Origin of the sequence: Agromyces sp. ISL-38 (assembly GCF_018613935.1) — a bacterium.
GTDB lineage: Bacteria > Actinomycetota > Actinomycetes > Actinomycetales > Microbacteriaceae > Agromyces.
Genome location: NZ_JAGGPF010000009.1, coordinates 426,470 through 447,953, shown reverse-complemented (window position 1 = coordinate 447,953; position 21,484 = coordinate 426,470). Strand labels below are relative to the sequence as shown.

Annotated in this window: 25 protein-coding genes; 13 read left to right on the top strand and 12 right to left on the bottom strand. The window is 68.5% G+C overall.

Features of this window, described 5'->3' with window-relative positions; translation table 11 throughout:
- Positions 1-410 precede the first annotated feature (410 nt).
- The gene (locus J7E25_RS09600; protein WP_308164476.1) at positions 411-857 is read left to right on the top strand and encodes an ElyC/SanA/YdcF family protein; all 447 of its coding nucleotides are present in this window, start codon (positions 411-413) and stop codon (positions 855-857) included.
- On the opposite strand, the gene sufU is transcribed toward J7E25_RS09600, so the two are convergent.
- From sufU to J7E25_RS09585, 3 genes are all read right to left on the bottom strand, one after another.
- Positions 826-1,326 (bottom strand): Fe-S cluster assembly sulfur transfer protein SufU, encoded by a 501-nt coding sequence (gene sufU / locus J7E25_RS09595; RefSeq protein WP_214869898.1) that lies wholly within the window; start codon positions 1,324-1,326, stop codon positions 826-828. The genes J7E25_RS09600 and sufU overlap by 32 nt on opposite strands.
- Complete coding sequence (locus tag J7E25_RS09590; protein ID WP_308164475.1) at positions 1,323-2,618, bottom strand: SufS family cysteine desulfurase; 1,296 nt, start codon at positions 2,616-2,618, stop codon at positions 1,323-1,325. The genes sufU and J7E25_RS09590 overlap by 4 nt, the downstream gene beginning before the upstream one ends.
- 261 nt (positions 2,619-2,879) lie before the next feature.
- On the bottom strand, positions 2,880-3,191 hold the full coding sequence (locus J7E25_RS09585) for a YciI family protein (RefSeq protein ID WP_214869897.1): 312 nt from the start codon (positions 3,189-3,191) through the stop codon (positions 2,880-2,882).
- Between the two features lie 120 nt (positions 3,192-3,311).
- Between J7E25_RS09585 and J7E25_RS09580 the strand changes: the two genes are divergently transcribed.
- On the top strand, positions 3,312-3,830 hold the full coding sequence (locus tag J7E25_RS09580; protein ID WP_214869896.1) for a MarR family winged helix-turn-helix transcriptional regulator: 519 nt from the start codon (positions 3,312-3,314) through the stop codon (positions 3,828-3,830).
- Between the two features lie 39 nt (positions 3,831-3,869).
- Positions 3,870-4,199, top strand: coding sequence for a nuclear transport factor 2 family protein (locus tag J7E25_RS09575; protein ID WP_214869895.1), 330 nt, complete (start codon positions 3,870-3,872; stop codon positions 4,197-4,199).
- Between the two features lie 8 nt (positions 4,200-4,207).
- Here J7E25_RS09575 and J7E25_RS09570 read toward each other — a convergent pair whose 3' ends face one another.
- Positions 4,208-4,561: a CHY zinc finger protein gene (locus tag J7E25_RS09570; protein WP_214869894.1), complete on the bottom strand. Its 354-nt coding sequence runs from the start codon at positions 4,559-4,561 to the stop codon at positions 4,208-4,210.
- A gap of 35 nt (positions 4,562-4,596) precedes the next feature.
- A complete protein-coding gene (locus tag J7E25_RS09565; protein WP_214869893.1) occupies positions 4,597-5,520 on the bottom strand; it encodes a hypothetical protein in 924 nt (307 codons plus the stop codon).
- 180 nt (positions 5,521-5,700) lie between these two features.
- On the opposite strand from J7E25_RS09565, the gene J7E25_RS09560 reads away from it, so the two are divergent.
- Complete coding sequence (locus J7E25_RS09560; protein WP_214869892.1) at positions 5,701-6,198, top strand: bifunctional nuclease family protein; 498 nt, start codon at positions 5,701-5,703, stop codon at positions 6,196-6,198.
- A gap of 17 nt (positions 6,199-6,215) precedes the next feature.
- On the opposite strand, the gene J7E25_RS09555 is transcribed toward J7E25_RS09560, so the two are convergent.
- Positions 6,216-6,788, bottom strand: coding sequence for a GNAT family N-acetyltransferase (locus J7E25_RS09555; RefSeq protein WP_214869891.1), 573 nt, complete (start codon positions 6,786-6,788; stop codon positions 6,216-6,218).
- 146 nt (positions 6,789-6,934) lie between these two features.
- Between J7E25_RS09555 and J7E25_RS09550 the strand changes: the two genes are divergently transcribed.
- Both J7E25_RS09550 and J7E25_RS09545 read left to right on the top strand, forming a co-directional pair.
- Positions 6,935-7,696 (top strand): cupin domain-containing protein, encoded by a 762-nt coding sequence (locus J7E25_RS09550; RefSeq protein WP_308164473.1) that lies wholly within the window; start codon positions 6,935-6,937, stop codon positions 7,694-7,696.
- Between the two features lie 15 nt (positions 7,697-7,711).
- Positions 7,712-8,119: a GNAT family N-acetyltransferase gene (locus J7E25_RS09545; RefSeq protein ID WP_214869890.1), complete on the top strand. Its 408-nt coding sequence runs from the start codon at positions 7,712-7,714 to the stop codon at positions 8,117-8,119.
- Positions 8,120-8,193: 74 nt separating this feature from the next.
- Here J7E25_RS09545 and J7E25_RS09540 read toward each other — a convergent pair whose 3' ends face one another.
- The 3 genes from J7E25_RS09540 to J7E25_RS09530 all read right to left on the bottom strand — a co-directional run bounded on the left by J7E25_RS09540 (position 8,194) and on the right by J7E25_RS09530 (position 9,940).
- Positions 8,194-8,544: a HepT-like ribonuclease domain-containing protein gene (locus tag J7E25_RS09540; protein WP_214869889.1), complete on the bottom strand. Its 351-nt coding sequence runs from the start codon at positions 8,542-8,544 to the stop codon at positions 8,194-8,196.
- Positions 8,541-9,059: a nucleotidyltransferase family protein gene (locus J7E25_RS09535; protein ID WP_214869888.1), complete on the bottom strand. Its 519-nt coding sequence runs from the start codon at positions 9,057-9,059 to the stop codon at positions 8,541-8,543. Before J7E25_RS09535 ends, J7E25_RS09540 begins: the two co-directional genes overlap by 4 nt.
- A gap of 89 nt (positions 9,060-9,148) precedes the next feature.
- Positions 9,149-9,940, bottom strand: a complete 792-nt coding sequence (locus tag J7E25_RS09530; RefSeq protein WP_308164471.1) for a DeoR/GlpR family DNA-binding transcription regulator — start codon at positions 9,938-9,940, stop codon at positions 9,149-9,151.
- Positions 9,941-10,211: 271 nt separating this feature from the next.
- Between J7E25_RS09530 and J7E25_RS09525 the strand changes: the two genes are divergently transcribed.
- The 6 genes from J7E25_RS09525 to J7E25_RS09500 all read left to right on the top strand — a co-directional run bounded on the left by J7E25_RS09525 (position 10,212) and on the right by J7E25_RS09500 (position 16,563).
- A complete protein-coding gene (locus tag J7E25_RS09525) occupies positions 10,212-11,507 on the top strand; it encodes a sugar ABC transporter substrate-binding protein (protein WP_214869886.1) in 1,296 nt (431 codons plus the stop codon).
- Between the two features lie 71 nt (positions 11,508-11,578).
- Entirely contained in the window at positions 11,579-12,529 is a 951-nt protein-coding gene (locus tag J7E25_RS09520; protein ID WP_215008977.1) for a carbohydrate ABC transporter permease, read from the top strand.
- Positions 12,530-12,532: 3 nt separating this feature from the next.
- Positions 12,533-13,387 carry a carbohydrate ABC transporter permease gene (locus tag J7E25_RS09515; protein WP_214869885.1) on the top strand — a complete coding sequence of 285 codons (855 nt, stop codon included), beginning with the start codon at positions 12,533-12,535 and terminating at the stop codon, positions 13,385-13,387.
- Positions 13,388-13,429: 42 nt separating this feature from the next.
- On the top strand, positions 13,430-14,290 hold the full coding sequence (locus tag J7E25_RS09510) for a ketose-bisphosphate aldolase (protein WP_214869884.1): 861 nt from the start codon (positions 13,430-13,432) through the stop codon (positions 14,288-14,290).
- A 57-nt stretch (positions 14,291-14,347) separates the two neighbouring features.
- Positions 14,348-15,544, top strand: a complete 1,197-nt coding sequence (locus J7E25_RS09505) for an ADP-dependent glucokinase/phosphofructokinase (RefSeq protein ID WP_214869883.1) — start codon at positions 14,348-14,350, stop codon at positions 15,542-15,544.
- Positions 15,541-16,563 (top strand): class I mannose-6-phosphate isomerase, encoded by a 1,023-nt coding sequence (locus J7E25_RS09500; protein ID WP_214869882.1) that lies wholly within the window; start codon positions 15,541-15,543, stop codon positions 16,561-16,563. The genes J7E25_RS09505 and J7E25_RS09500 overlap by 4 nt, the downstream gene beginning before the upstream one ends.
- Here the strand turns inward: J7E25_RS09500 and J7E25_RS09495 are convergent.
- Positions 16,538-18,196 (bottom strand): thiamine pyrophosphate-binding protein, encoded by a 1,659-nt coding sequence (locus tag J7E25_RS09495; protein WP_214869881.1) that lies wholly within the window; start codon positions 18,194-18,196, stop codon positions 16,538-16,540. The two genes, J7E25_RS09500 and J7E25_RS09495, sit on opposite strands and share 26 nt — an antisense overlap.
- Positions 18,197-18,419: 223 nt before the next feature.
- Between J7E25_RS09495 and J7E25_RS09490 the strand changes: the two genes are divergently transcribed.
- Positions 18,420-19,445, top strand: coding sequence for an NADPH:quinone reductase (locus tag J7E25_RS09490; RefSeq protein ID WP_214869880.1), 1,026 nt, complete (start codon positions 18,420-18,422; stop codon positions 19,443-19,445).
- 80 nt (positions 19,446-19,525) lie between these two features.
- Here the strand turns inward: J7E25_RS09490 and J7E25_RS09485 are convergent, their stop codons facing one another.
- Complete coding sequence (locus tag J7E25_RS09485) at positions 19,526-20,767, bottom strand: glycosyltransferase (RefSeq protein ID WP_214869879.1); 1,242 nt, start codon at positions 20,765-20,767, stop codon at positions 19,526-19,528.
- On the bottom strand, positions 20,764-21,345 hold the full coding sequence (locus tag J7E25_RS09480; RefSeq protein ID WP_214869878.1) for a TetR/AcrR family transcriptional regulator: 582 nt from the start codon (positions 21,343-21,345) through the stop codon (positions 20,764-20,766). Before J7E25_RS09480 ends, J7E25_RS09485 begins: the two co-directional genes overlap by 4 nt.
- Positions 21,346-21,484: the final 139 nt, after the last annotated feature.

Genomic DNA, 21,484 nt, shown 5'->3' with positions numbered 1-21,484 from the left:
TATGCGGCGTCGAGGGGTTCAGCTGGGCAGCACCCGTGAGAGGAAGTCCCGCATCCTCGCCGCCGCATCAGGGAAGCGCGTCTCGACGTCGACGAATGCGTGTCGAGCTGTCTGGTCGAGTGACGTCATGCGAACTCCTCCGTCGGCGTGTCTGCGATGAAGCGGTGCAAGGTCGATCCGCATGCAAACAGCAAATCGCGGATCGTCATCGATCTCAACGGCAACGGCACCGGCATGGCCGGCCGCGTGTTCCGCTCAGCTGGAACACTTGCAGTGTGCGTCTCCAACTCTTGGTCGTTCCGATCGTGGTCGCCGCCGTCGTCATGGGGTGGGCGGAGCTGGTGCATTGGCGGGCGAGTCGCCGACGACTCGGGACTGCTGCACAGCCGGGCACTTCGGAGGCCGTGGTCGTGCTCGGCTTCAAGAATCGCGGTACGCGCGCCAACTACGTGAACCGCTATCGAGTGCGTGCCGGGCTTCGCTCCCAGGAGCCGTCCGCGACCGAGAGCGTGCTCGTCTTGTGCGGCGGTGCAGTAGCAAGCGACATTTCCGAGGCGGAGCTGATGGCACGCTACGCCCGCGACGAACGCGGATACACCGGCCCGATCCGACTGGATCGCGACAGCTCCACCACGTGGGAGAACATTCAGAACGCCATCCCGCTGGTCGAGCACGCGGACACGATCAAGATCGTGTCCAACTCTCTCCACGCCGAGAAGGGCCGAGCCTACTTGTGGAGGTTGCGGCCGGACCTCGCCGAACGACTCGTGCGCGCAAGGGACTACCGGTTCGGAGAGCTCGCTCTGGTCAAACCGATCGCGGCCGTCATCGGGCTGAGGAATCTCCGCGGTCAGTGATCGCGCCGGTCGCGCTCGCCGGATTCGAAGCGCTCGCCGCCGCGACGCACGCCTCGAGGGCGACCCACGCGAGCATGGCGCACTTCACGCGCATGACGTATTTCGAGACCCCGTGGAAGGCGATCGCGTCGCCGAGGAGCTCTTCATTCGCCTCGCCCGCTCCCTTCGAGCGCATCATCGAACGGAACTCGTCGACGAGCGCCCGCACGCGATCGAGGTCGGCGCCGGTCGCGAGCTCGGTGAGGGCCGACGCCGAGGCCATCGAGATGCTGCATCCGTCGCCGGTCCAGCCGATGGCTTCGAGCACGGTTCCGGATGCGTCGAGGTGGATGCCCATGGTGATCTCGTCGCCGCACGTGGGATTCAGCTCGTGGTGGGTGGCGTGCGGTTCAGCGAGCTCGCCGTCGCCGAGCCGGCGGCGGGAGTGGTCGAGGATCAGCTCCTGGTAGAGGCCCGACAGGTCGCTCATGCGTCGACTCCGAAGAATCCGCGCACCTCGGCGAGTGCCGCGGCGAAGCGGTGGATCTCGTCGGAGGTTGTGTAGACATAGGCACTCGCCCGCGTGGTCGCCCGAAGCCCGAGGCGCCGGTGCAGCGGCTGCGCGCAGTGGTGGCCGACTCGCACGGCGATGCCTTGCGAGTCGAGGAACTGGCCGACATCGTGCGCGTGCACGCCCGGCACGTCGACGCTCGCGAGGGCCGCGCGCTCGATTCCGGCACCGGGACCGATGAGCCGGATGCCGGGAATCCGCGCCGTCTCGTCGACGAGCAACTCAGCCAGCGCCGACTCCTGCGCGTGCACCTGCTCCATGCCGAGCGTGTCGAGGTAGCGCACGGCCTCGGCCAGCGCGACGGCCTGCGACACCGGTTGCGTGCCGGCCTCGAACCGCTGCGGCGAGGGCAGGAACGACGCCGACTCCATCGTCACGGTCGTGATCGTCGAGCCGCCGGTGCGCGCCGGCGGCAGGGCGTCGAGCAGGTGCTCTCGACCGTAGAGCACGCCGATGCCGGTCGGTCCGAGCATCTTGTGCGCCGAGAACGCGGCGAAGTCGACCCCGAGCGAGGCGAAGTCGATCGGCCGGTGCGGCACCGACTGGCAGGCGTCGAGCAGCACGAGCGCGCCGTGTCGGTGGGCGAGCTCGACGACGTCGCCGACCGGCGCCACGAACCCCGTGACGTTCGAGACGTGGCCGAATGCAACGAAGCGCGTGCGCGGTCCGATGACGGATGCCGCGTCGTCGATGTTCCACGTGCCGTCGTCGTGCACGGGGATCCACCGCAGCGTCGCGCCGGTCTTCGCCGCAAGCCGCTGCCACGGGATGAGGTCGGCGTGGTGCTCGGCCTCGGTGACCACGATCTCGTCGTCGGCGCCCAGCCGGAAGACGCCGGCCTCGGGGCCGCCGAGGCCGGCCGCGGCATCCGCCATGCCGAGCGCGACCATGTTGATCGCATCGGTGGCGTTCGCGGTCCACACGATCTCGCGGGGCCCGGCGCCCACGAAGCGGGCCACCGTCTCGCGAGCCTCCTCGAACGCGGTCGTCGAGGTGCCCACGAGCGTGCTCGCTCCGCGATGCACGGCGGCGTTGGAGTGCTCGAGGTAGGCGCGTTCGGCATCGAGCACCGCGATCGGGCGCTGCGCGGTCGCCGCCGAGTCGAGGTAGGCGAGCGGATGCCCATTGAGCTCTTGGTCGAGGTACGGGAAGTCCTCGCGAATCGCCGTCGGCAGCAGATCGTCGACGGTGGTCGTCGGGTCGAGGGTCACGGTTCCTCCCGGAATGCCGCGGACGGAGGCGGATCTCCGAAGCGGCTACCTTCCAGTCTGACGCAGATCGGCCGAGTGAGTGCCGTATGCCGCATGCCGTATGCCCGTCGAACCTCGGGCGACTCGGAAGGCACAGGAGATCACCGCCACGTTGCGTTGGCGCCACGCGTCACTTCACGATGCGGAAGCGGAGGTGCGTCGCGGCATCCGTGACGGGGCACTCGGTGCGTTCGAGCCGTACGTGCTCAGACGGCGAGTCGCTCACCCCTGACCGGGCACCTCGAGGAGCTCGTAGATCTCGATCGAGGAGCCGTCCATCGTGAGGTGCGGGTGGTTTTCGAGCATGCGCTTGAGTGCGTCGGTCGAGTCGGCCTGCATGATCGAGTAGCCGCCGACGAATCCGCCCGCCGATCCGGCCGATCCCGCCGATCCGACCGCTGAACCCGCTGGACCGACTGACCCGACGGCGGTCGTCGGAGTTCCGAATTCGACTAGTGCAGAGCCGGCCCGGTTGGCCCACTCCGTCCACGCGTCCATGCCGGCCTGAGCCTCGTCGGGTGGTTCGTTCGCCATCTGTTCTTCAGGGGAGGTTGCTCGGTCGGCTCGCGGAATTTGCGGCATCCGGGTCGGCCGTGCGGCGGAGTCCGAGGCGGAAGCGGTCTGGTCCGTCATGAATCGGGATACCGTCGAGGTATGCCCCCCAGCGCGAGCGAGCGCGATGATGAGGTCGACCTGATCATCGACGCTTGGTCACGACGTCTTCCCGGTGTCGACCTGACGCCGCTCGACGTGATGTCGCGCCTCCGGCGCGTGGCGAACCGGCTCGGCCGGCTGCGGGCGAGCGTGTTCAGCGAGGCCGGGCTCGCTGCCTGGGAGTTCGACGTTCTCGCGGCGCTCGGGAGGGCGGAATCGCCGCATGAACTCAGCCCCGCCCAACTGATCGAGGCCACGATGATCGGCAGCGCGGCGATGACGAATCGACTCGACAACCTCGTGCGTCGTGGTCTCGTCGAGCGACTCCCGCACCCGCGTGACCGTCGCAGCGTGCTCATCCGCCTCACCTCCGAGGGGGCGACGCGTGTGGACGATGCCATGCGGCGTCTCGCCCACCGTGAGGCCGAGGAGTTGCGCGGCCTCAGCCGTGAAGAGCAGGCAACGCTCGCCCGATTGCTTCGTCGTCTCGTGCAGGAGTCCGTGCAGGACTCGGAGTAGGACTGACGGATGACGCTGCCGCTGGGTAGGGTGACGAGCATGTCGGAACAGAGCATGCCGGCGGCGATCCAGGCGTTCGTCGACGCGACCAACCGGGGGGACTCCGAGGGGTTCGTCGCCGCCTTCAGCGCAGACGCGTACCTCAACGACTGGGGACGCGAGTTCCACGGCCGTGACGGCGTCGCGAGCTGGAACGAGACCGACAACATCGGCAGGCAGGCGCACTTCGAGGTGCATGGCATTCGGCCGGGGAGGATCGACGGCCAGTACCTGCTGACCGTGACCGTGTCGGGCAACGGGTACAACGGACCCGGCACGTTCACGTTCCAGCTGAGCGACGGGCTCATCTCGCGATTCATCATCGCGTAGCGCTGGCGTCAGTCTTCGGTCTCGAAGTACAGGTGGGCGTGGAGGCGGCAGCGCTCGTTGAACGGCGCTCGGCAGTTCAGGCACTCGTTCGTCGCGAGGTAGGACTCGATCGTGAGCTCGGTTCCGCAGGCACCGCAGAGCACGGCCTCCTGGTTGCGTTCGCCGAGCGGCCACTGCTCAGCGGGGTGATCCGCCGTCTCGGCATGGCACAGGTGGCACGGGTAGTACTCGTTGCAGCACGCGAACTTGATCGCGACGATGTCGACGGCGGTCTGGTAGTGCACACACCGGGTCATCTCGTCGATGACCGGTCCGAGTACGCGCGGCGACACTCGCGACTCACGCCGGATTGATTCGGGCATGATGACCATCATCGCAGAGCACCCCATACGGCGGTTCAGGCGGAGTGGTACCACCGCAGTACCCGCAGGGCGCGGAGGGTGTTCCAGCGACTGGGCTCACCTTCCGGAGCGTCGACGGGGAAGTGCACCTCGCCGGGCCGCGGCATGCCGGCCCGCCATCGTCCGTCGTTGCCGCGCTCGCGGAGCACGAGCTCGATCGCGTCGGAGACTCGGCGGTCGGGGCGATCACCGGTGGCGCGGAAGTAGTCGAGCGCTCGCAGCACGTCGTAGTACCAGTACGGCGGGAATGAGAGGTTCACATATCGCGGCAGGACGATCGCCCCAGTCGACTGCCGCCGGAACAGGTTGCGTTGCAGCAGGTACTCCTCGCCGCGACGGCGGGCATCGGTGACCGCGGCATCCGCGTCTCCGACAGCACGCTCGTACTCCTGCAACCCCTCCAGCACGCACAGCGTCGTGTCGAATGACGACCGCTTCGATTTGGGGGCGTCGCAGTTCCAGCCGCCGTCGTAGAGCTGTTCCTGCAGCAGCAGCTCGACGATGCGGTCGCTGCCCTCGCCGAGCTCGCCGAAATACGTCGCGAGGGCGAGCACGCCGCCGTTCACGCACGGTTCGATCTCGCCGTGGAAGTACGGTCGGTCGTCCCACTCGCGCCAGGTCACGCCGTCGCGAACCCGGCTCACGGCCGCGCGAACGGGCGCGGCATCCGGATCGATGCCAAGCCGCCGCAGCAGGTGCAGTGTCCAGGTGACGCTGGTGCGCTCGCGATTCGCGCCGTACACGTCACCGCTCCAGTAGCCATCTTCGCGTTGCAGCGCGAGCAACCCGGCTGCCCATCCCTCGAGGGCGGCGCGGGATCGCTCTGCCGCAACCGCTTCGGCCGGCGCGTCGAGCAGGTCGTGCATGACCTGCCAGCGGATCGACGGATCGGCGTCGAGGAGCCAGTCGGTGACGTCCATGCGCCTATCGTGGCGAACTTCGTTCCGTGCGGCCAGAGGGTGGACAAGCCGGAGTTTTCGGCTTCGAAAATTGCGACATGAAGGACCAGCTCGAACGCCCGGAACCCGACACGCCAGGCGGCCGTCGGCGACCCGATCTACGATGGCAGTGTCACGCCCGATCCTTCGACGGGAGTCGCCATGGTCCAGGTCCGAGTCCTCGGCATTGCGCTCGATGCCGCGCAGCAGCACATCGTGCTGCTCAAGCCGCTGCTCGACGATGGCGCCGCTGCGCGCGTCCTGCCGATCTGGATCGGCGCTCAGGAGGCGACTTCCATCCTCATCGCCGTCGAGGGTGAGCAGGCGCCCCGGCCGTTGTCGCACGACCTCATGAAGACGCTGCTCGACACCGTCGACGCCACGGTGGATCGCGTGGAGGTGACCCGCATCGAGGACGGCACGTTCTACGCCGAGATCACCCTCACCACCACCTTCGGCACGCGGGTGATCGACGCGCGCCCGTCGGATGCCGTCGCGCTCGCCGTGCGCGCAGAGGCGCCGCTCTTCGTCGCCGACCAGGTGTTCGACGAGGCCGGGATCCCCGCCGAGTTCACGGAGCAGCCCGCCGAAGAGGAGGAGGAGGTCGACAAGTTCAAGCAGTTCCTCGACGAGGTGGATCCCGAGGACTTCCAGGGCTGACGCGCCGGCAGCGCAGGTCAGCGCAAGTCGAGCCGCATGAGCACGCGCGGAAAGCCGTTCAGCACCGAGTCGGTGTCGGCCGCCTTCGTGAACCCGGCCTTCTCGAACAGCTTGCGGGTGCCGGCGTAGGCCATCGTGAGGTCGATCTTCTCGCCTTTGTTGTCGAGCGGGTAGCCCTCGATGGCGGGTGCGCCGTGGTCGCGGGCGAACTCGACAGCGCCCTCGAGCAGGTGATGAGAGATGCCCTCGCCGCGATGCCCCGGACGCACACGGATGCACCACACCGACCACACCTCGAGGTCGTCGACGTGCGGGATCCTGCGGTTGCGAGCGAAGCTCGTGTCGGCGCGCGGGTGCACTGCCGCCCAGCCCACCACCTCGTCGCCGTCATAGGCGAGGACGCCGGGCGGAGGGTCTTGCTGCACCAGCTGCTGCACGAGCTCACCACGCGCAGGGCCTTTGAGCGCGAGGTTCTCCTTCGAGGGGATGCGGTAGCTCAGGCACCAGCACACGTTCGCATCGGGCCGCTTGGGCCCGACCATCGCCTTCACGTCGACGAACACGGTCGCGGGGCGCACCTCGATCGCCATGTATTCAGCTTGCCACCGGCATCCGACAGTCGCGCCGGTACTGGAGGTGCAGCGCAACGGCGTGCAGGGCGCATGCCACCATGGAATCTGACAGTGCGGGGGATCGAGTGAGGGGATCGCATGGCTGATCGCGCGGCGGTGGCGCGGTGAGCGACGCCTCGACGTTCCCGGGCGGCACTGCTGTCTCGTGGCTCGACGTCTACGACACCGAGTCGATCGACGGGCTCCGCGGCGGGAGCCCGCACATGCACCTCGTGTCGGCGGAATCCTACGTGGTCGTCGGCGGTCGGGGCCGGCTCCAGACGCTCAACCGTTCGGGTGTGCAGGAGACGCAGCTCGAGCCGGGCGTCGTCGTGTGGTTCACACCCGGCACCGTGCATCGAGCGATCAACGACGGCGACCTGCGCGTGCTCGTGCTCATGCAGAACGCCGGATTGCCCGAGGCGGGCGACGCGGTGATGACCTTCCCGGCCGAGCAGCTCGTCGACGCCGCGACGTATCTGTCGGTAGGTCAGCTGCCCGAGCGGTCGACGGAGTCCGAGCGCCAAGCGGATGCCGACCGGCGCCGGGATCTCGCCGTGCAGGGGTTCCTCGAGCTTCGCGCCGCGGCAGCGGTGGGCGACTTCGCGCCCTTCGAGGCGTTCGCCGCCGCGGCGGCTCGGATCGTGCAGCCGCGTGTCGGAGAGTGGCAGGACATCTGGGACGGCGTCGTCGGCGCGCAAGCCGACGAGACCCGGCGCTCGATGGCCGGCCTCGCGCAGGGCGATTGGAGCTCCTTGCTCGCGGCGGGCGTCTACGAGGCATCCGCGAACCCGGGTGATCGGCGATTCGGCATGTGCGGGCGACTCCGCACCTACCAGCTCGGGGCAGAGTCGCTCGGGTCGTCGCCGCTCGGTGCGCGACCGTAGGCAATGCTGTTCAGCATGACGATCACGTGGGAATGGCGCGGAGCCGTTCGGAACGAAGAGATCAACGGGCTGCACGCGGAGGGCTTCGACCATGCACAAGCCGCTGACGATTGGACTGACCGGCTTTCGCGCCTGAGCCTGGGTTGGGTCACCGCGCGCGACGATCAGGGGCTCGTGGGCTTCGTCAACGTGATCTGGGATGGTCACGCGCACGCGTTCATCGAAGACACTCTGGTGGCATCTCGAGCTCGCCGACGGGGCATCGGGAAGCGACTCGTCGCGGTTGCCACGGAGCATTCCAGGGAGGCAGGCTGCGAGTGGCTCCACGTCGACTTCGACGATCACCTGAAGAGCTTCTACTTCGATGCATGCGGGTTCCGACCCACGAGCGCTGGCCTGATCCAGCTCTCCGGACCCCGGTGATCGAGTAGCGCCGCGCGAAGCGCGACGCGTATCGAGATCACCTCGACGTGGTTTCGATACGCCTGCTTCGCTGGCTACTCAACCACCGGGTCACCGCGCACGTCTCTCACGAGCTGGTGCAGCTCGGGGAAGCTGCGCGACGCCGTGACCCACAGCGCGTGCGAGTCGACGCGGTCGTAGTGGTGCACCAGGAAGTCGCGGTTGCGGGCCGCCTGAGACCAGAGCGGGTCGTCGAAACGCGCCGGATCTGCGGCGGTCAGCCGCTTCGAGAGGTCGCCCACGCGGTTCGAGAGCGCCTCGAAGGCGAGTGGCAACGCAGGGTCGCGGTCGAACTCGTCGCGTCCGCGTGCGACCAGGAGAGCGGCGACGTCGAGCGTGGCCGTCAGGTCGCTGAGCCAGCGCTCCACGCGCTCGGCCGGCCTCACAGGTCGATTGCCTCGTCGAGCACCGCTCGATCGCGGTCGGCGTCGAGTGAGCGGCGCGAGACGACGTCGACCGCTCGCTCGAACAGCGACTCCATGTCGAGCTCGAACTGGGCGATGTCGAAGAGCGACGCGTCATCCTGCGGGTCGACCAGGAGATCGACGTCGCTCGACGGAGTCTCGTCGCCTCGGGCGACCGAGCCGAAGACTTGGACCGACGAGATGCGGTTGGCCCGCGCGAGGCGCTCGATGACTGCTCGGCGGCGGCGGAGGTCGTCGAGCAGGCGGTGTCCGCGCGGGCCTGGCCGGGCGGCGGTTTCCTGTCCAGCGGCGAGCTGGCTCGAGACGAACCGCTCGTAGGGAATCAGGACCGCCTCAGGCCGGCGGTGCGATCCGATGACAACCGGAGTGGCATCCGGTCCGAGTTCGCGGAAGTTGCGAAGCATGACCGAGAGCGCTGAGCGCGCCTCGGCAACCGGCAGGACGACGTCTGGGTCCGTCGGGGGAGCCTTGGTCATGGCATCAATGTTATCAAACATGTACATAAATATGTACAGCATCGCGATGTCGGTGGTTTCGATACGCGTCGGGCTGCGCCCGGCGCTACTCAGCCGCCGGGGGTGATGATCTCGACGTCGCTCTGGCGCAGGGCCTCTTCGAGGTCGGGCGGCGGGGCGGCATCCGTGATGAAGTAGTCGGCGCGGCCGAGCTCGGCGACCTGGGCGAACAGTCGCCGCCCGAACTTCGAGGAGTCGGCGAGCACCGCCACGCGCGTGGCGCGCGACATCATCTCGGCCATCATGGCCGCGTCGCCGAGGTTGCTCGTGGAGTAGCCGCCGGTCGGTGACACCGCGCCCACCGCGATGAGCGCGAGGTCGCACTGCAGGTCGATCTCGCCGCCGCCCGCGGCGACCTTGAAGCTGATCGGGCCGGTGGTGGCCTGCGTGATCGAGCGCACCGAGCCCCCGAAGACGTAGAGGTCTCGGAAGACCTTCGGCGAGATCTCGGCCGGGATGCGCAGGTTGTTCGTGGCGATCGTGAGCTCGCGGTGGTTGCGCAGATGCCGGGCGACGGCGAGCGTCGTGGTGCCCGCGTTGAGCATGATGACGGCGCCGTCGGGGATGAGCTCGGCGGCGAGCTCGGCGATGCGTTCCTTCTCCTCGGCCTGCATGTGCAGTCGCACGTCGAGGCCGCGGTCGGTGCGCGGAGTGGCCGTGGCGCTCACCGCGCCACCGTGGGTGCGCACGAGCACGCCCTCGGCATCGAGCTGGTCGAGGTCGCGGCGGATGGTGTCGATCGAGACGCCGTAGCGCTCGGCGAGCATGGCGACGGTCACCTGCCCGCTCGCCGAGACGTAGTCGGCGAGGTCGGCTCGACGGCCGGCTGGCAGATGTCGCACGTGTTCCCCCGGGGATTCGCTTCTGGGCGCTGCCATAAGCAACTTCTAGCACACTTGCGCCTTGTGAGCGCTTGTGTTGAGCGTATATCAGCAAGACAGAGCACAAAACAGCATCGCCGATTTGGCTCGCCTTGAACATGAGGGCCGCGGATGCACCGACTACGCGGCATCCGATCCCTATTGACCGATCCGTTCTGAGAGGACTAGCATCCAGAAGTCGCATCAATGCGCAAATAACAGCGCAATACTGCAAATCTCAGAATGGAGAATCATGAGCAAAGAGGCTCACGACCGGCGGCGGACCCTTCGGGTTCTCGGAACGTCGGTCGCAGCGGTGGCACTGTTCGCGACTGCGGGATGCAGCGCGAGCAGCGACAGCGGATCGGGCGACGGCGACGTCGTACTCGAATTCGCGCAATGGTGGGAGCCGGAACTACCCGACGGCGCCTTCCGTGAACTGATGGACGAGTTCGAGGCAGAGAACCCGGGCATCACGGTCGAATTGCTCAGCGGGCCGTACGCCTCCACGAAGGAACAGCTGTTCGCCGGCGCCGCAGCCGGCACCATGTCCGACGTCGTCGGCCTCGACGGCGCCTGGGTGAGCGACTTCGCCAACCAGGGCGCGATCGCCGACCTGACCGAACTCATGGGCGAGAGCGACTACGACGACAGCGAACTGGCAAGCCAGATCCAGGTCGATGGCGCCACCTACATGATCCCGGTCGTCAACTTCGTCTACCCGATGTTCACGAACGACGACCTGCTCGCCCAGGCGGGCGTGGCCGCCGCACCCACCAACCGCACCGAGTTCACGGCCGCCGCGAACGCCGTCGCCGGCCTCGGCGAGGACACGAGCGGCTGGATCCTTCCACTCTCGCTCGAGGCGCCCAACGGAATCCAGAACGACGTCATGTCGTGGGTCTGGGCGACCGGCGGCAGCATGCTCGACGACGACGGCCAGCCCGATGTCACCAACAGCGACGTGACGAGCGCCGTCGAGTACGTCAAGGGCCTGTGGGACGACGGTGCGATCGCGCCCGGCGCCTTCACCATGAAGGAGCAGGACAAGGTCGAGGAGTTCACCAACGGCCGAGTGGGCATGATGATCGACTCGCTCGCGCACATCAACCTCATTCGCGAGTCCAACCCCGACCTGAACTTCAGCATCTCGGCGCTGCCCGCAGATGACGGGTTCGACGGCGAGCGGGGCATCCCCTACGCCTCATGGGGCATCGGCGTGGCCGACAGCTCGGAGCACAAGGCCGAGGCGTTCAAGCTCGTGGAGTTCCTCATGAGCGAGAAAACGAACTCGAAGCTGTCGTCGATCGCGAACGCGTTCCCGGGCAACACCGAGTCGGTTCCCGACTTCGTTGCCGAAGACGAGCTCTTCGCGACGGCGTTCGAGATCTACCAGAACGGATACCCCGCCAACGAGTTCACCGGCCTGCCGGTGGCGGAACAGCTCATGCGGCTCTTCGACGAGCAGTTCCAGGTGCTCCTGGACGGCGGCCAATCGGTCGACGAGATGCTCGAGAAGACCCAAGAAGCATGGCTCGCCGAATTCTGACCCGTGCAGAGGCACGAGGCCGCGCCACGGTCACGCACCGTGGCGCGGTCTCCCCGCAGGAGGCTGACCTGATGATGATCACCACCACCACCACTCTCACCGAGAGCGCGGAACCCTCCGCGCCGCCACCGACACCCACCCCGATGCAGGGGCCCGCGCGACGACGTCGTCTCGGCCACCCCGGCGAGCCCTACGCCTTCATCGCCCCCACGGCGGTGCTCATGCTCGTGCTGATGATCGTGCCCATCGTGCTCGTCATCGGCTACTCGTTCATGGACAACGTCATCACGAAGAAGAACCCCGAGTTCGTCGGGATCGAGAACTTCGTGGAGGTGCTGACCGACGGGGTGTTCGCAACCGCACTCGGCAACACGCTGTTCTTCACGATCGTGAGCGTGGTTGCGCACCTGCTGCTCGGCCTCGGCTTCTCGATGCTGCTCAACAGCCCCCTCGTCAGCCGCGCGAGCCGGGCGGTGTTCCGGGTGATCTACATCCTGCCGTGGCTGTTCACCGCGGCGGTGATCGCCGTGCTCTGGCGGATGCTGCTGAATCCCAACGGCGTCGTCAACTACCTGCTCTCCAGCGATGTCGAGTGGCTCTCGTCACCGTCGCTGGCTCTCGGCGCCGTGACGTTCATCAACATCTGGGCCGGCTACCCGTTCTTCATGATCAGCCTGCTCGCAGGCCTGCAGGGCATCCCGGCCGACCTGTACGAGGCGGCGACGGTCGACGGTGCGAACGGCTGGCAGCGCTTCCGCAACGTCACGCTTCCGCAGTTGCGCCCGATCATCATCAGCATGACGCTGCTCGACCTCATCTGGACCTCGCAGCAGTTCGCGCTCATCTGGATGACGACCGGCGGCGGGCCCATCCACGTCACCGAGATGCTGAGCACCTTCACCTACAAGCTCGCCTTCAGCCGGTACGAGTTCGCGCTCGCCTCAACGAGCGCGGTCATCATCCTGCTGCTCTCGATGGTGCTGGCCTTCTTCTACGTACGACACCAGCGGGCGAGGGACTGAGCCATGACCACCACCACCATCTCGCGCACGCGGCAACGCATGACCAAGAAGGTCCTCGTGATCCTCGGACTCCTCGCCGGCGCGGCGTTCGCGGGCTTCCCCGTGCTCTGGATGCTCGCGATCTCGTTCAAGTCGAACACCGAGATCTTCGAGTACCCGCCGCGCCTCGTCACCGAGAGCTTCTCGTTCGACGCCTACGTGACGATTCTCACCGACCCCGAGAAGGTGCGGTTCTTCGTCAATAGCTACGTGGTGTCGCTCTCGGTCACCGCGTTCACGCTCGTGGTGGCGATCCTCGCCGCCTACGCGTTCAGCCGCTTCGAGTTCCGCTTCAAGCGCCCGCTCAACATGATCATCGTGAGCGTGCAGGCCGTGCCGCCGATCACCCTGCTCATCCCGTACTTCGGGCTCATGGTGACGCTCGGGCTCTACAACACCTACCCGGGGCTCATCCTCACGTACATGGTGTTCACGCTGCCCTACGCGATCATCATGATGACCGGCTACTTCAACACCCTGCCGCGCGAGCTCGACGAGGCCGTGCGCGTCGACGGCGCCGGCTCGATGACGGCGCTCTGGCGCATCCTCGTGCCGATCTCGGTGCCGGGCATCGTGTCGGTGGGCGTGTACACGTTCATGATCGCGTGGAACGAATACCTCTTCGCGCTCACCCTCACGAAGACGCAGGACATGCGCACCGTGCCGATCGGCATCCAACTCCTCATGGGACAGCACTCCTATGAGTGGAACGAAATGATGGCGATGAGCATCCTCGGTTCGGTTCCGGTGCTGATCCTCTTCCTCTTCTTCCAGCGCTACTTCATCGGCGGGCTGACCTCCGGGTCGGTCAAGAGCTGACGCCCGCCCACGACCAACTACCGAAAACAAGGAGACCCAGCAGTGCTCATCAATGGCAACGACCTTCTCACCGTGGCGAACGAGAACGACTTCGCGGTGCCCGCCTTCAACATCAGCGACTATGCGATGTTCAACGGCGTCATCGACATCAGCGAGGAGAAGAACGCGCCGCTCATCGTCGCGATCCACCCCGACGAAGTGAGCCACCTCGGGGTGGACCTCATCCAGGCCATCCGCGCGCGTGCCCATCGCGCCTCGGTGCCCGTCGTCATCCACTGGGATCACGGCGGCAGCTTCGAGCAGATGCTCACCGCCATCCAGAGCGGCTTCACCTCGGTCATGATCGACAAGTCGATGTCGCCGTTCGACGAGAACGTGGCGATGACGAAGCGCGTGGTCGACGCGGCGCATGTCGTGGGCCTCTCGGTCGAGGGCGAGCTCGGCACGATCGGCAAGACCGACAATGAGGCCGAAGACGGCACCGACGACATCATCTACACGGTTCCGGATGACGCGGTGCGATTCGTCGAGCAGACGGGCGTCGACAGTCTCGCCATCGCGATCGGCACCTCGCACGGCATCTATCCCGCGAGCATGAAGCCCGCGCTGAAGCTCGACCTGCTGCGCGAGATCAAGGCGGCCGTGGGGATTCCGCTCGTGTTGCACGGCGGCTCGAACAACCCTGATGACGAGATCGGGCGATCGGTGAAGCTCGGCATCAACAAGATCAACATCTCGAGCGACATCAAGGTGGCCTATCACGACAAGATGCGCGAAGTGCTGGCCGACACATCGCTGCGCGAGCCGAACTCCATCCAGCCGCCGTGCATCGCGGCGATGCAGGTCGTCGCAGCCCAGAAGATCGACTTGTTCGACGCGGCCGGCAAGGCTGCGCTGTACTAGGAGCGGCGCTGTGCTGTGTCGGAACGGCGAGGCGTCGACCCATCGGAGCGGAGGGCGATGAACGAGCGAGTACTCGGGCTCGGCGGCACCGTCGACTACGAGATCGCGTGGAACAGCGCGGTGATCGAAGACCTCGTCGACCTCTACGGAATCGGTGCCGCCGAGCTCGACGCCCGCCTCGCGGTGGTCGACGAGCGGAGCCTCGTCGTGACGTTGCTCGCATTCCTGCGCGACGGTGTCGGGGGAGAGCGATTCGTCGCCTCCTCCGACATCGTCGAGGCCTTCGCCGCCCGGTTCGACACGCGCATCACCCTCGGTGGCACGCCGGTGCGCGCGGCGATCGCCATGCACAGCCTCGGGATGACGAGTCTCGTGCACCTCGTGAGCATCGACGACCACGTGCGCGCGCTGCTGCCCGAGGGCATCGAGTACGTGTGCAGCGCGATCGCCGATTCCACGGATCCGCACCTCATCGTGCAGTACGCGCCAGGTGCCGCGGTGCGTCGCGGCGACCTCGACCTCGTGGCGCCGCATCCGAACCGCATCATCTACACGAACGACCCGCCGAACCGCGAGCTCGTGCTCAGCGACGCCCTCGCCACGACGCTCGCCGATGCCCGGGTGTTCCTCGTCTCGGGTTTCAACACGATTCAGGATGCCGCGGTGCTCGACGCACGCGTCGGGCAGATCCGCCGCCACCTCGCCGAGCTGCCCGCCGAGGCCGTGGCGATCTACGAGGACGCCGGCTATCACGAGCCCGCGTTCAGCCATGTCGTGCGCGACGCCCTCGTCGACGCCGTCGACGTGTACAGCCTCAATGAAGACGAGCTCTTCGCCTACCTCGGGCGCACCATCGACCTGCTCGATGCGTCGGCGATCGAGGCCGCGCTCGCCGAGGCATCCGCCCTCATTCCCGCCGCGTGCCTCGTGATCCACACCAAGTACTGGTCGCTCGCCCTCGGTGAGACCGCGGCCGACTACGCCGATGCCCTGCGCGGCGGCATCGTGATGGCGAGCACCCGCTACCTCATCGGCGACGGGCACACGGCTGCCGACTACGCCCGCACCGGCGCGCTGCCCGAGAAGCCCGAGGGCTCGGCCGTCGCGGCCGAGCTCGAGGCGCGCTTCGAAGGCCGCCTCGTCTGCCGCGCGGCGCTCGTGCTCGAGACCGACCGGCCCGCCACGATCGGGCTCGGCGACACCTTCATCGGCGGCTTCATCGCCGCCCTCACGCCGAGCCGGGTTCGCCTATGAGCGTGCTCGTCCTGCCCTCGAACCGACCGCCCGAGCGCTTCTATCGCGGCGGCCGGCGCATCACGGACTTCCGCGGCGAGCAGCCCGCCGGCGATCACGAGCCAGAGGACTGGGTCGCGTCGGTCACGACGCTCGCGGGGGAGTCGAGCCTCGGTCTCAGCACCCTGCCCGACGGGCGCCTGCTCGCCGACGCGATCGTCGCCGATCCGTTCGGGTGGCTCGGCGAGGCGCACGTCTCGCGATGGGGCGCCGACCCGATGCTGCTCGTGAAGCTCCTCGACGCCGGCCAGCGCTTGCCCGTGCACGCCCACCCGCCGCGCGACTTCGCCCGGCACCACCTCGGCCGCGCGCACGGCAAGGCAGAGGCGTGGTACATCCTGCAGGGCGGCGAGGTGCACCTGGGCTTGGTGCGCGACGTGGGCGGGATCGAGCTCTTCGGACTCGTGGAGCAGCGCGATGGAGATCGGATGCTGGGCCTCTTGCACTGCGTGAGCGTCGCGCCGGGTGACGTCGTCTACGTGCCGCCGGGCGTGCTGCACGCCATCGGCGAGGGCGTGCTGCTCGTCGAGCTGCAGGAGCCTGAGGATCTCTCGATCCTCGTGGAGTGGGAAGGCTTCGACCTCGACGGTGCTCGCGACGGTCACCTCGGGCTCGGCTTCCCGGTCGCCCTGCAGGCGGTAGAGCGTCGCCGCCGCAGCCCTGAGGAGATCGCGCGGCTCGTGCGGCCGGCGGGGGCGGGGGAGTCGGTGCTTCCGGCTGTGGCAGATCCGTACTTCCTCCTCGAGCGTGCGGCGGTCGATGGCGACGTGGAGCTCGAGCGGGGCTTCGCGGTGCTCGTCGTGACCGACGGCTCGCTCACGCTGGAAACCGCGGACGGCGGGCTCCCGCTGCCGCGCGGCACGACGGCGCTCGCCCCGTACGCGGCGGGACCGCTGCGCATCTCGGGTCGCGGCGAGTTGCTCGCGTGTCGGCCCCCGCGCCCCCCGGCGCTACTCAACCACCGGAGTTCACGCGAATGATCTCCTGCTGGTAGGGGGCGACGACGGCGCCGGAGATGCGGCAGTCGAGCAGCAGGAATCGGCGCTCGGCGACCGGTTCGCCGTTCCACTCGTCGAGGCGATCGAGGTCGGCGAGCGTGCGCACGACGACACCCTCGGCGCCGACCGCAGCCGCGAGCCCCGCAAAGTCGGTCTCGGGAATCCGCATCGGTGCCTCGGCGAGCCCCATGAGCCCGTAGAGGTTCACCTCGGCGCTGTACGCGGCGTCGTTCCAGACGACGGCGATGCCGCGGCCCGCGGCGGTGCGCACGGCGGTCTCGAGGTCGGCCAGTGCCATGAGCCCGCCGCCGTCGCCGGTCGTGAGCACGATCGCGGCATCCGGATCGGCGGCTGCCGCGCCCGCGACGCTCGGGAAGCCGAGGCCGATCGACTGGAACGCCGTGCCCACCATGATCATCCGGTCGGGTGAGGCGACGGGCCAGTACATGTTCGCCCAGCCGATGAAGTGCCCGCCGTCCGAGACGACGACGCGATCCTCGGGGAGCAGCTCGGCGAGCCGGGCGGCGACGCTGCGCGGGTCGAGGCGCCCGTCGGCGGCGAGGCCGTCGCCGGCCGGCAGGGCCGCGAGCGCAGCGACGTCGACCGACTCGCGCCATCCCGACGGGGCTGCGCCGAGTGCGAGCAGCTCGGCGACGAGCGCGCGGGCGACGATGGCGGCATCCCCGCGAACGTAGCTGCCGACGTGCGGATGCGTCGCGGCGGGCGCCACGTCGACCTGCACGACCCGCGTGCCGGGCGAGAAGAGCTCGCCGAAGCGCATCGTGAACTGGTTGAGCGAAGCGCCGAACACCACCGCGACGTCGGCCTGGCGCACGAGCTCCATCGCGCCCTCGGCGCCGAAGCCGCCAGTGACGCCGAGGTCGTGGCGGCTGTCGGGGAAGACGCCGCGCCCGAGGGCCGTCGACGCGGTGAAGGCGCCCGTGGCTGCGGCGAGTTCGCCGAGGGCCTCACCGGCGCCGGCGAGCCACGCGCCGCGACCGGCGAGGAGGAAGGGGCGCTTCGCGCCCGCGAGTGCCTGGGCCGCCTCGGCGACGGCGCGGGTCGCGAACTCGCCCGAGGGAGCCATCGGGCGCGGGAGCCGGGGCTCCGGGGCCGCGCCGGGCTCGCCTGCCTCGAGGCCGCCGACGTCGTAGGGGATCGCCAGCACCGCGGGCATGCGGTAGGCGAGGGCGTGCTCGATCGCGATGACGGTCGTCGCAGCGGCATCCGTTCGGCCGACGGTATAGGTGCGTGCACCCACGGCCGACGCGAGCGCGATCTGGTCGACGTCCCACGGGCGCCGTCCCGAAGTGGGCTCGTCGCCGACGACGAGCACGAGCGGCACGCGCGCCTGTGCGGCCTCGGCGAGCGCTGTGAGCGTGTTCGTGAAACCGGCGCCGTAGGTCGCGGTGGCGGCGGCGAGCCGGCCCGAGGCGCGGAAGTACGCGTCGGCCGCGACGACGCCGCCGACCTCGTGGCGCACGGCGGTGAACCGCGCGCCGGTCTCGCGTTCGAGCGCGTCGAGGAACCAGGCGTTGCCGTTGCCCATGACGCCGAAGACGTGGTCGACGTGGGCGGCGAGGGTGCGGGCGACGTGCGAGGAGACGGAGGGCATGACGAAGCCTTTCGAGACGATGACGGATGCGGGTTCCGTATGTGTCTCGCGCGAACCGCTCGTGGCGGGGTCGGCTTCGTGCCCATTTTTCGGGCACCGGCGCGTCGTGCGCCTGGACGGGACGAGTATACGACGAGGTGAACTCCCTGACCGAAGAGTCGGATTCAGGGTCGCCGGCGACCGGGAACGGAATCGCGAGCGCGGCTGCCCGGTTGCACCCACCATGAGAGCCATCGTCTACAGCCGCACCGGGGATTCGTCGGTGATCGAACTGTCGGAGCGGGAGATCGCGGAGCCGGGCCCAGGCGAAATCCGGGTGCGGGTCGTCGTGTCGGGCGTGAACCCGACGGACTGGAAGGCGCGCCGCGGGTCGGGGTCGGCCGCGGCGACCGGTGAGACCGTGCCCAACCAGGACGGCGCCGGCGTGGTCGACGCGGTGGGCCAGGGCGTCACCGACTTCGCCGTGGGCGACCGCGTGTGGCTGGCGATCTCGGGCTGGAAGCGTCCGGTGTCGGGCACCGCCCAGGAGGTCACGATCACCCTCGCCGAGCGGGCCTTCCCGCTGCCCGACGAGGTGTCGTTCGATGTCGGGGCGAGTCTCGGCGTTCCCGCGGTCACGGCGCACCGCGCCCTGACCGTGTCTGAGGATGCGCCGGCACGGCTGCACACCGGCGCACTGGATGGAAAGACCGTGCTGGTGGCCGGGGGAGCGGGCGCCGTCGGGCACGCCGCGATCCAGCTCGCCAGATGGGCCGGCGCGACGGTGATCACCACGGTGAGCGGCGAGGAGAAGGCGACCCTCGCCACAGCTGCGGGCGCCCACCATGTCGTCAACTATCGCGATGCGGATGCCGCGGGCCGGATCCGGGCGATCGTGCCCCACGGCGTCGATATCGTCGTCGAAGTGGCTGCCGGTGCGAACGCCGAACTCAACCATGCCGTGGCGCACGAACGCTCGACGATCGCCAGCTACGCCAACGACGGGGGCGCGCCGGTGGCGCTCGATTTCGGCCGGGCGATCATGCTGAACCTCCGGTACCAGTTCGTGCTGATCTACACGATGGGCGCGGATGCGTGGATCGCGGCCGGCGAAGACGTGACGGCCGCCGCGCGCGACGGAGCCCTGGCGATCGGCCCGGAGGCGGGACTCCCGCTGCATCGGTATGTGCTCGAGCAGACCGCGGCCGCCCACGACGCGGTCGGGGGCGGAGTCGTCGGCAAGGTGCTCATCGACGTCGCGCCGGAGTGAGGCCGACGCGCCGCGGGGACCGCGTCGCGTCGGCCCCGCAGCGGCGGTCGGGCTGACGCCGCTACGCCGGGCGCCTGCATTCACCCTCCGCGCGTGGGTCGGGCCGGGGCTCCGACGAGCTGCTCGATCCGGTCGGCGGCGAGCGGGGCGCCACCCTCGCGCTGCATCGCCTCGCCGAACGCCTTGGCGGCTGGCTTCAGTGCCCGCGCCCGGTGCACGGCGTCTCGCAGCGCCTCGGGCGTCAGCTTCTTCTTGGGCAGGAACACCCCGACGCCCGCCGCCTCAGCGCGGCGCCCGACCTCGGCCTGGTCGCGTCCCCACGGCACCACGACCACCGGCACCCCGGCGGTGAGCGCCTTCTGGGTGGCTCCCATTCCGCCGTGGGTCACGACCACCTCGGCATGGGGCAACAGGTGCGAGTGCGGCACGAACTCCTCGACCCGGGCGTTCACAGGCACCGGGAACGACCCGGCGCCCGCGGGCATGGTCGCGACCACCTCGACGTCTTCGTCGGCGAGGGCGGCGAGCGACACCTGCACGAGCGCGCCGTCGTCCTGGAACTCCGACGACGTGGTCACGAGCACGACGGGCCGACTGATCGAATCGATCCACGTCGGTCGCTCGGTCGGCGGATCCCAGACGATCGGCCCGATGAAGCAGAACGAGTCGGGCCAGTCGGTGCGCGGGTATTCGAACGCCTTCGACGTGAGGTAGAGCACGAGCGGCGACCGGGTGTACACGTCGGTGACGTCACGAATCGGCGGGACGCCCGCGTCCCGCCGAACCTCATTGATCGGCGGCAGGATGGCGCGTGCGAAGCCGGCGTAGATGATCGGACGCAGCAGGCGATCCCGGAGTCGGCCGATGGCCCGTTCGGCTGGCTTGAAGCCGGGACCGAATGGCGGCACTTCCTTGGACGGCAGTGGGCTCGGGAAGTGCTGGAGGATCGCCCACGGCCCGCCCCAGGCTTCGGCCGCTACGGCCGCACCCCAGGTGTTCGTGTCGATGAGGAGCGCATCGGGGGACTCAGCGTCGATCGCCCGTCTGATCTCGGGAATCTCGAGCACCGCCCTGCGAGTCATGACGTGGATCCCACGCTCGATCGCCTTCATCTGCGTCGGCGCGCGGTAGTCGTCATGGGTGATCGCCTCGATCTCGGGCGAGATCGGGTCGGCCGTGAAGCCGAGCTCGCGCATCCGCGGCACCTCGGCGGCGATCGTGCGCAATACGACCCTGTGCCCGCGACGTTGCAGCTCGAGCAGGATCGGCACGGTTGGGAACAGGTGCCCGCGGGCGGGCGAGGTGTAGGCGAGGACCTTCATGAGAGCACTCCCTTCAGGAGTCCGGTGAGCGCCAGTTCTGTCTGGCGCCGGGAGAGGCCCTGCTGTCGTCGCAGCAGGTACCACGTGAAGACATCGCACATCGCCAGCAATTGGGCGTGCAGGCGTTCGCGCCCGACTCCGATGCGGGCGTCGAGCCAAGGGGAGAAGACGGATCGCACCCAGTCGGAGTGGAACTGCTTGCCCACGGCGGTCGCCTCGGCGTAGGGGGGCACCCGTTCTTCCTGGCGCAGGAGCAGCATGGCCAGGTCGCCCATCCGCTCGTAGTGCTCTACGAGATTCGCAACCGTGCCGACGATGTCGCCCATCGGCGCGTCGCCACGCTGTGCCGACACCTGCGACGTGACCGGCGAGATGAGTGCCCGTACGAGGCCGTCTTTGGATCCGAACCGGCGGATCACCGTCTGCACGGTCACCTCGGCGTCGGAGGCGATCGCGTCGAGCGTTACATCGTCGTAGTAGCGGGTCGAGAGCAGTGCGAACGCCGCTGCCTGGATCCGCTCGCCGGTCTCCCGCGCCGCATCCGCCCGGGCCGTCATCGTGTACTGACGGGCTTTCATGTTAGTGATACTAATACGAAAATACGCCCAGCGAAAGAGCGGATGCCGCAGCCAGGCCACCTCGCACCGCGGGTGTTCGTCGGCGCCTAGGGGCGCCCATGTGAGGGATCACATTCGAGACCAGCGAAGCAGCGTCGCC

Coding starts and splice junctions, on each gene's coding strand:
- sufU (WP_214869898.1), bottom strand. CDS start 1,326: ATGAGCGACCTGTCGGGCCTCTACCAGGAGCTGATCCTCGACCACTCC.
- J7E25_RS09585 (WP_214869897.1), bottom strand. CDS start 3,191: ATGGCGAACGAACCACCCGACGAGGCTCAGGCCGGCATGGACGCGTGG.
- J7E25_RS09580 (WP_214869896.1), top strand. CDS start 3,312: ATGCCCCCCAGCGCGAGCGAGCGCGATGATGAGGTCGACCTGATCATC.
- J7E25_RS09575 (WP_214869895.1), top strand. CDS start 3,870: ATGTCGGAACAGAGCATGCCGGCGGCGATCCAGGCGTTCGTCGACGCG.
- J7E25_RS09570 (WP_214869894.1), bottom strand. CDS start 4,561: ATGCCCGAATCAATCCGGCGTGAGTCGCGAGTGTCGCCGCGCGTACTC.
- J7E25_RS09565 (WP_214869893.1), bottom strand. CDS start 5,520: ATGGACGTCACCGACTGGCTCCTCGACGCCGATCCGTCGATCCGCTGG.
- J7E25_RS09560 (WP_214869892.1), top strand. CDS start 5,701: ATGGTCCAGGTCCGAGTCCTCGGCATTGCGCTCGATGCCGCGCAGCAG.
- J7E25_RS09555 (WP_214869891.1), bottom strand. CDS start 6,788: ATGGCGATCGAGGTGCGCCCCGCGACCGTGTTCGTCGACGTGAAGGCG.
- J7E25_RS09545 (WP_214869890.1), top strand. CDS start 7,712: ATGACGATCACGTGGGAATGGCGCGGAGCCGTTCGGAACGAAGAGATC.
- J7E25_RS09535 (WP_214869888.1), bottom strand. CDS start 9,059: ATGACCAAGGCTCCCCCGACGGACCCAGACGTCGTCCTGCCGGTTGCC.
- J7E25_RS09525 (WP_214869886.1), top strand. CDS start 10,212: ATGAGCAAAGAGGCTCACGACCGGCGGCGGACCCTTCGGGTTCTCGGA.
- J7E25_RS09520 (WP_215008977.1), top strand. CDS start 11,579: ATGATGATCACCACCACCACCACTCTCACCGAGAGCGCGGAACCCTCC.
- J7E25_RS09515 (WP_214869885.1), top strand. CDS start 12,533: ATGACCACCACCACCATCTCGCGCACGCGGCAACGCATGACCAAGAAG.
- J7E25_RS09505 (WP_214869883.1), top strand. CDS start 14,348: ATGAACGAGCGAGTACTCGGGCTCGGCGGCACCGTCGACTACGAGATC.
- J7E25_RS09500 (WP_214869882.1), top strand. CDS start 15,541: ATGAGCGTGCTCGTCCTGCCCTCGAACCGACCGCCCGAGCGCTTCTAT.
- J7E25_RS09495 (WP_214869881.1), bottom strand. CDS start 18,196: ATGCCCTCCGTCTCCTCGCACGTCGCCCGCACCCTCGCCGCCCACGTC.
- J7E25_RS09490 (WP_214869880.1), top strand. CDS start 18,420: ATGAGAGCCATCGTCTACAGCCGCACCGGGGATTCGTCGGTGATCGAA.
- J7E25_RS09485 (WP_214869879.1), bottom strand. CDS start 20,767: ATGAAGGTCCTCGCCTACACCTCGCCCGCCCGCGGGCACCTGTTCCCA.
- J7E25_RS09480 (WP_214869878.1), bottom strand. CDS start 21,345: ATGAAAGCCCGTCAGTACACGATGACGGCCCGGGCGGATGCGGCGCGG.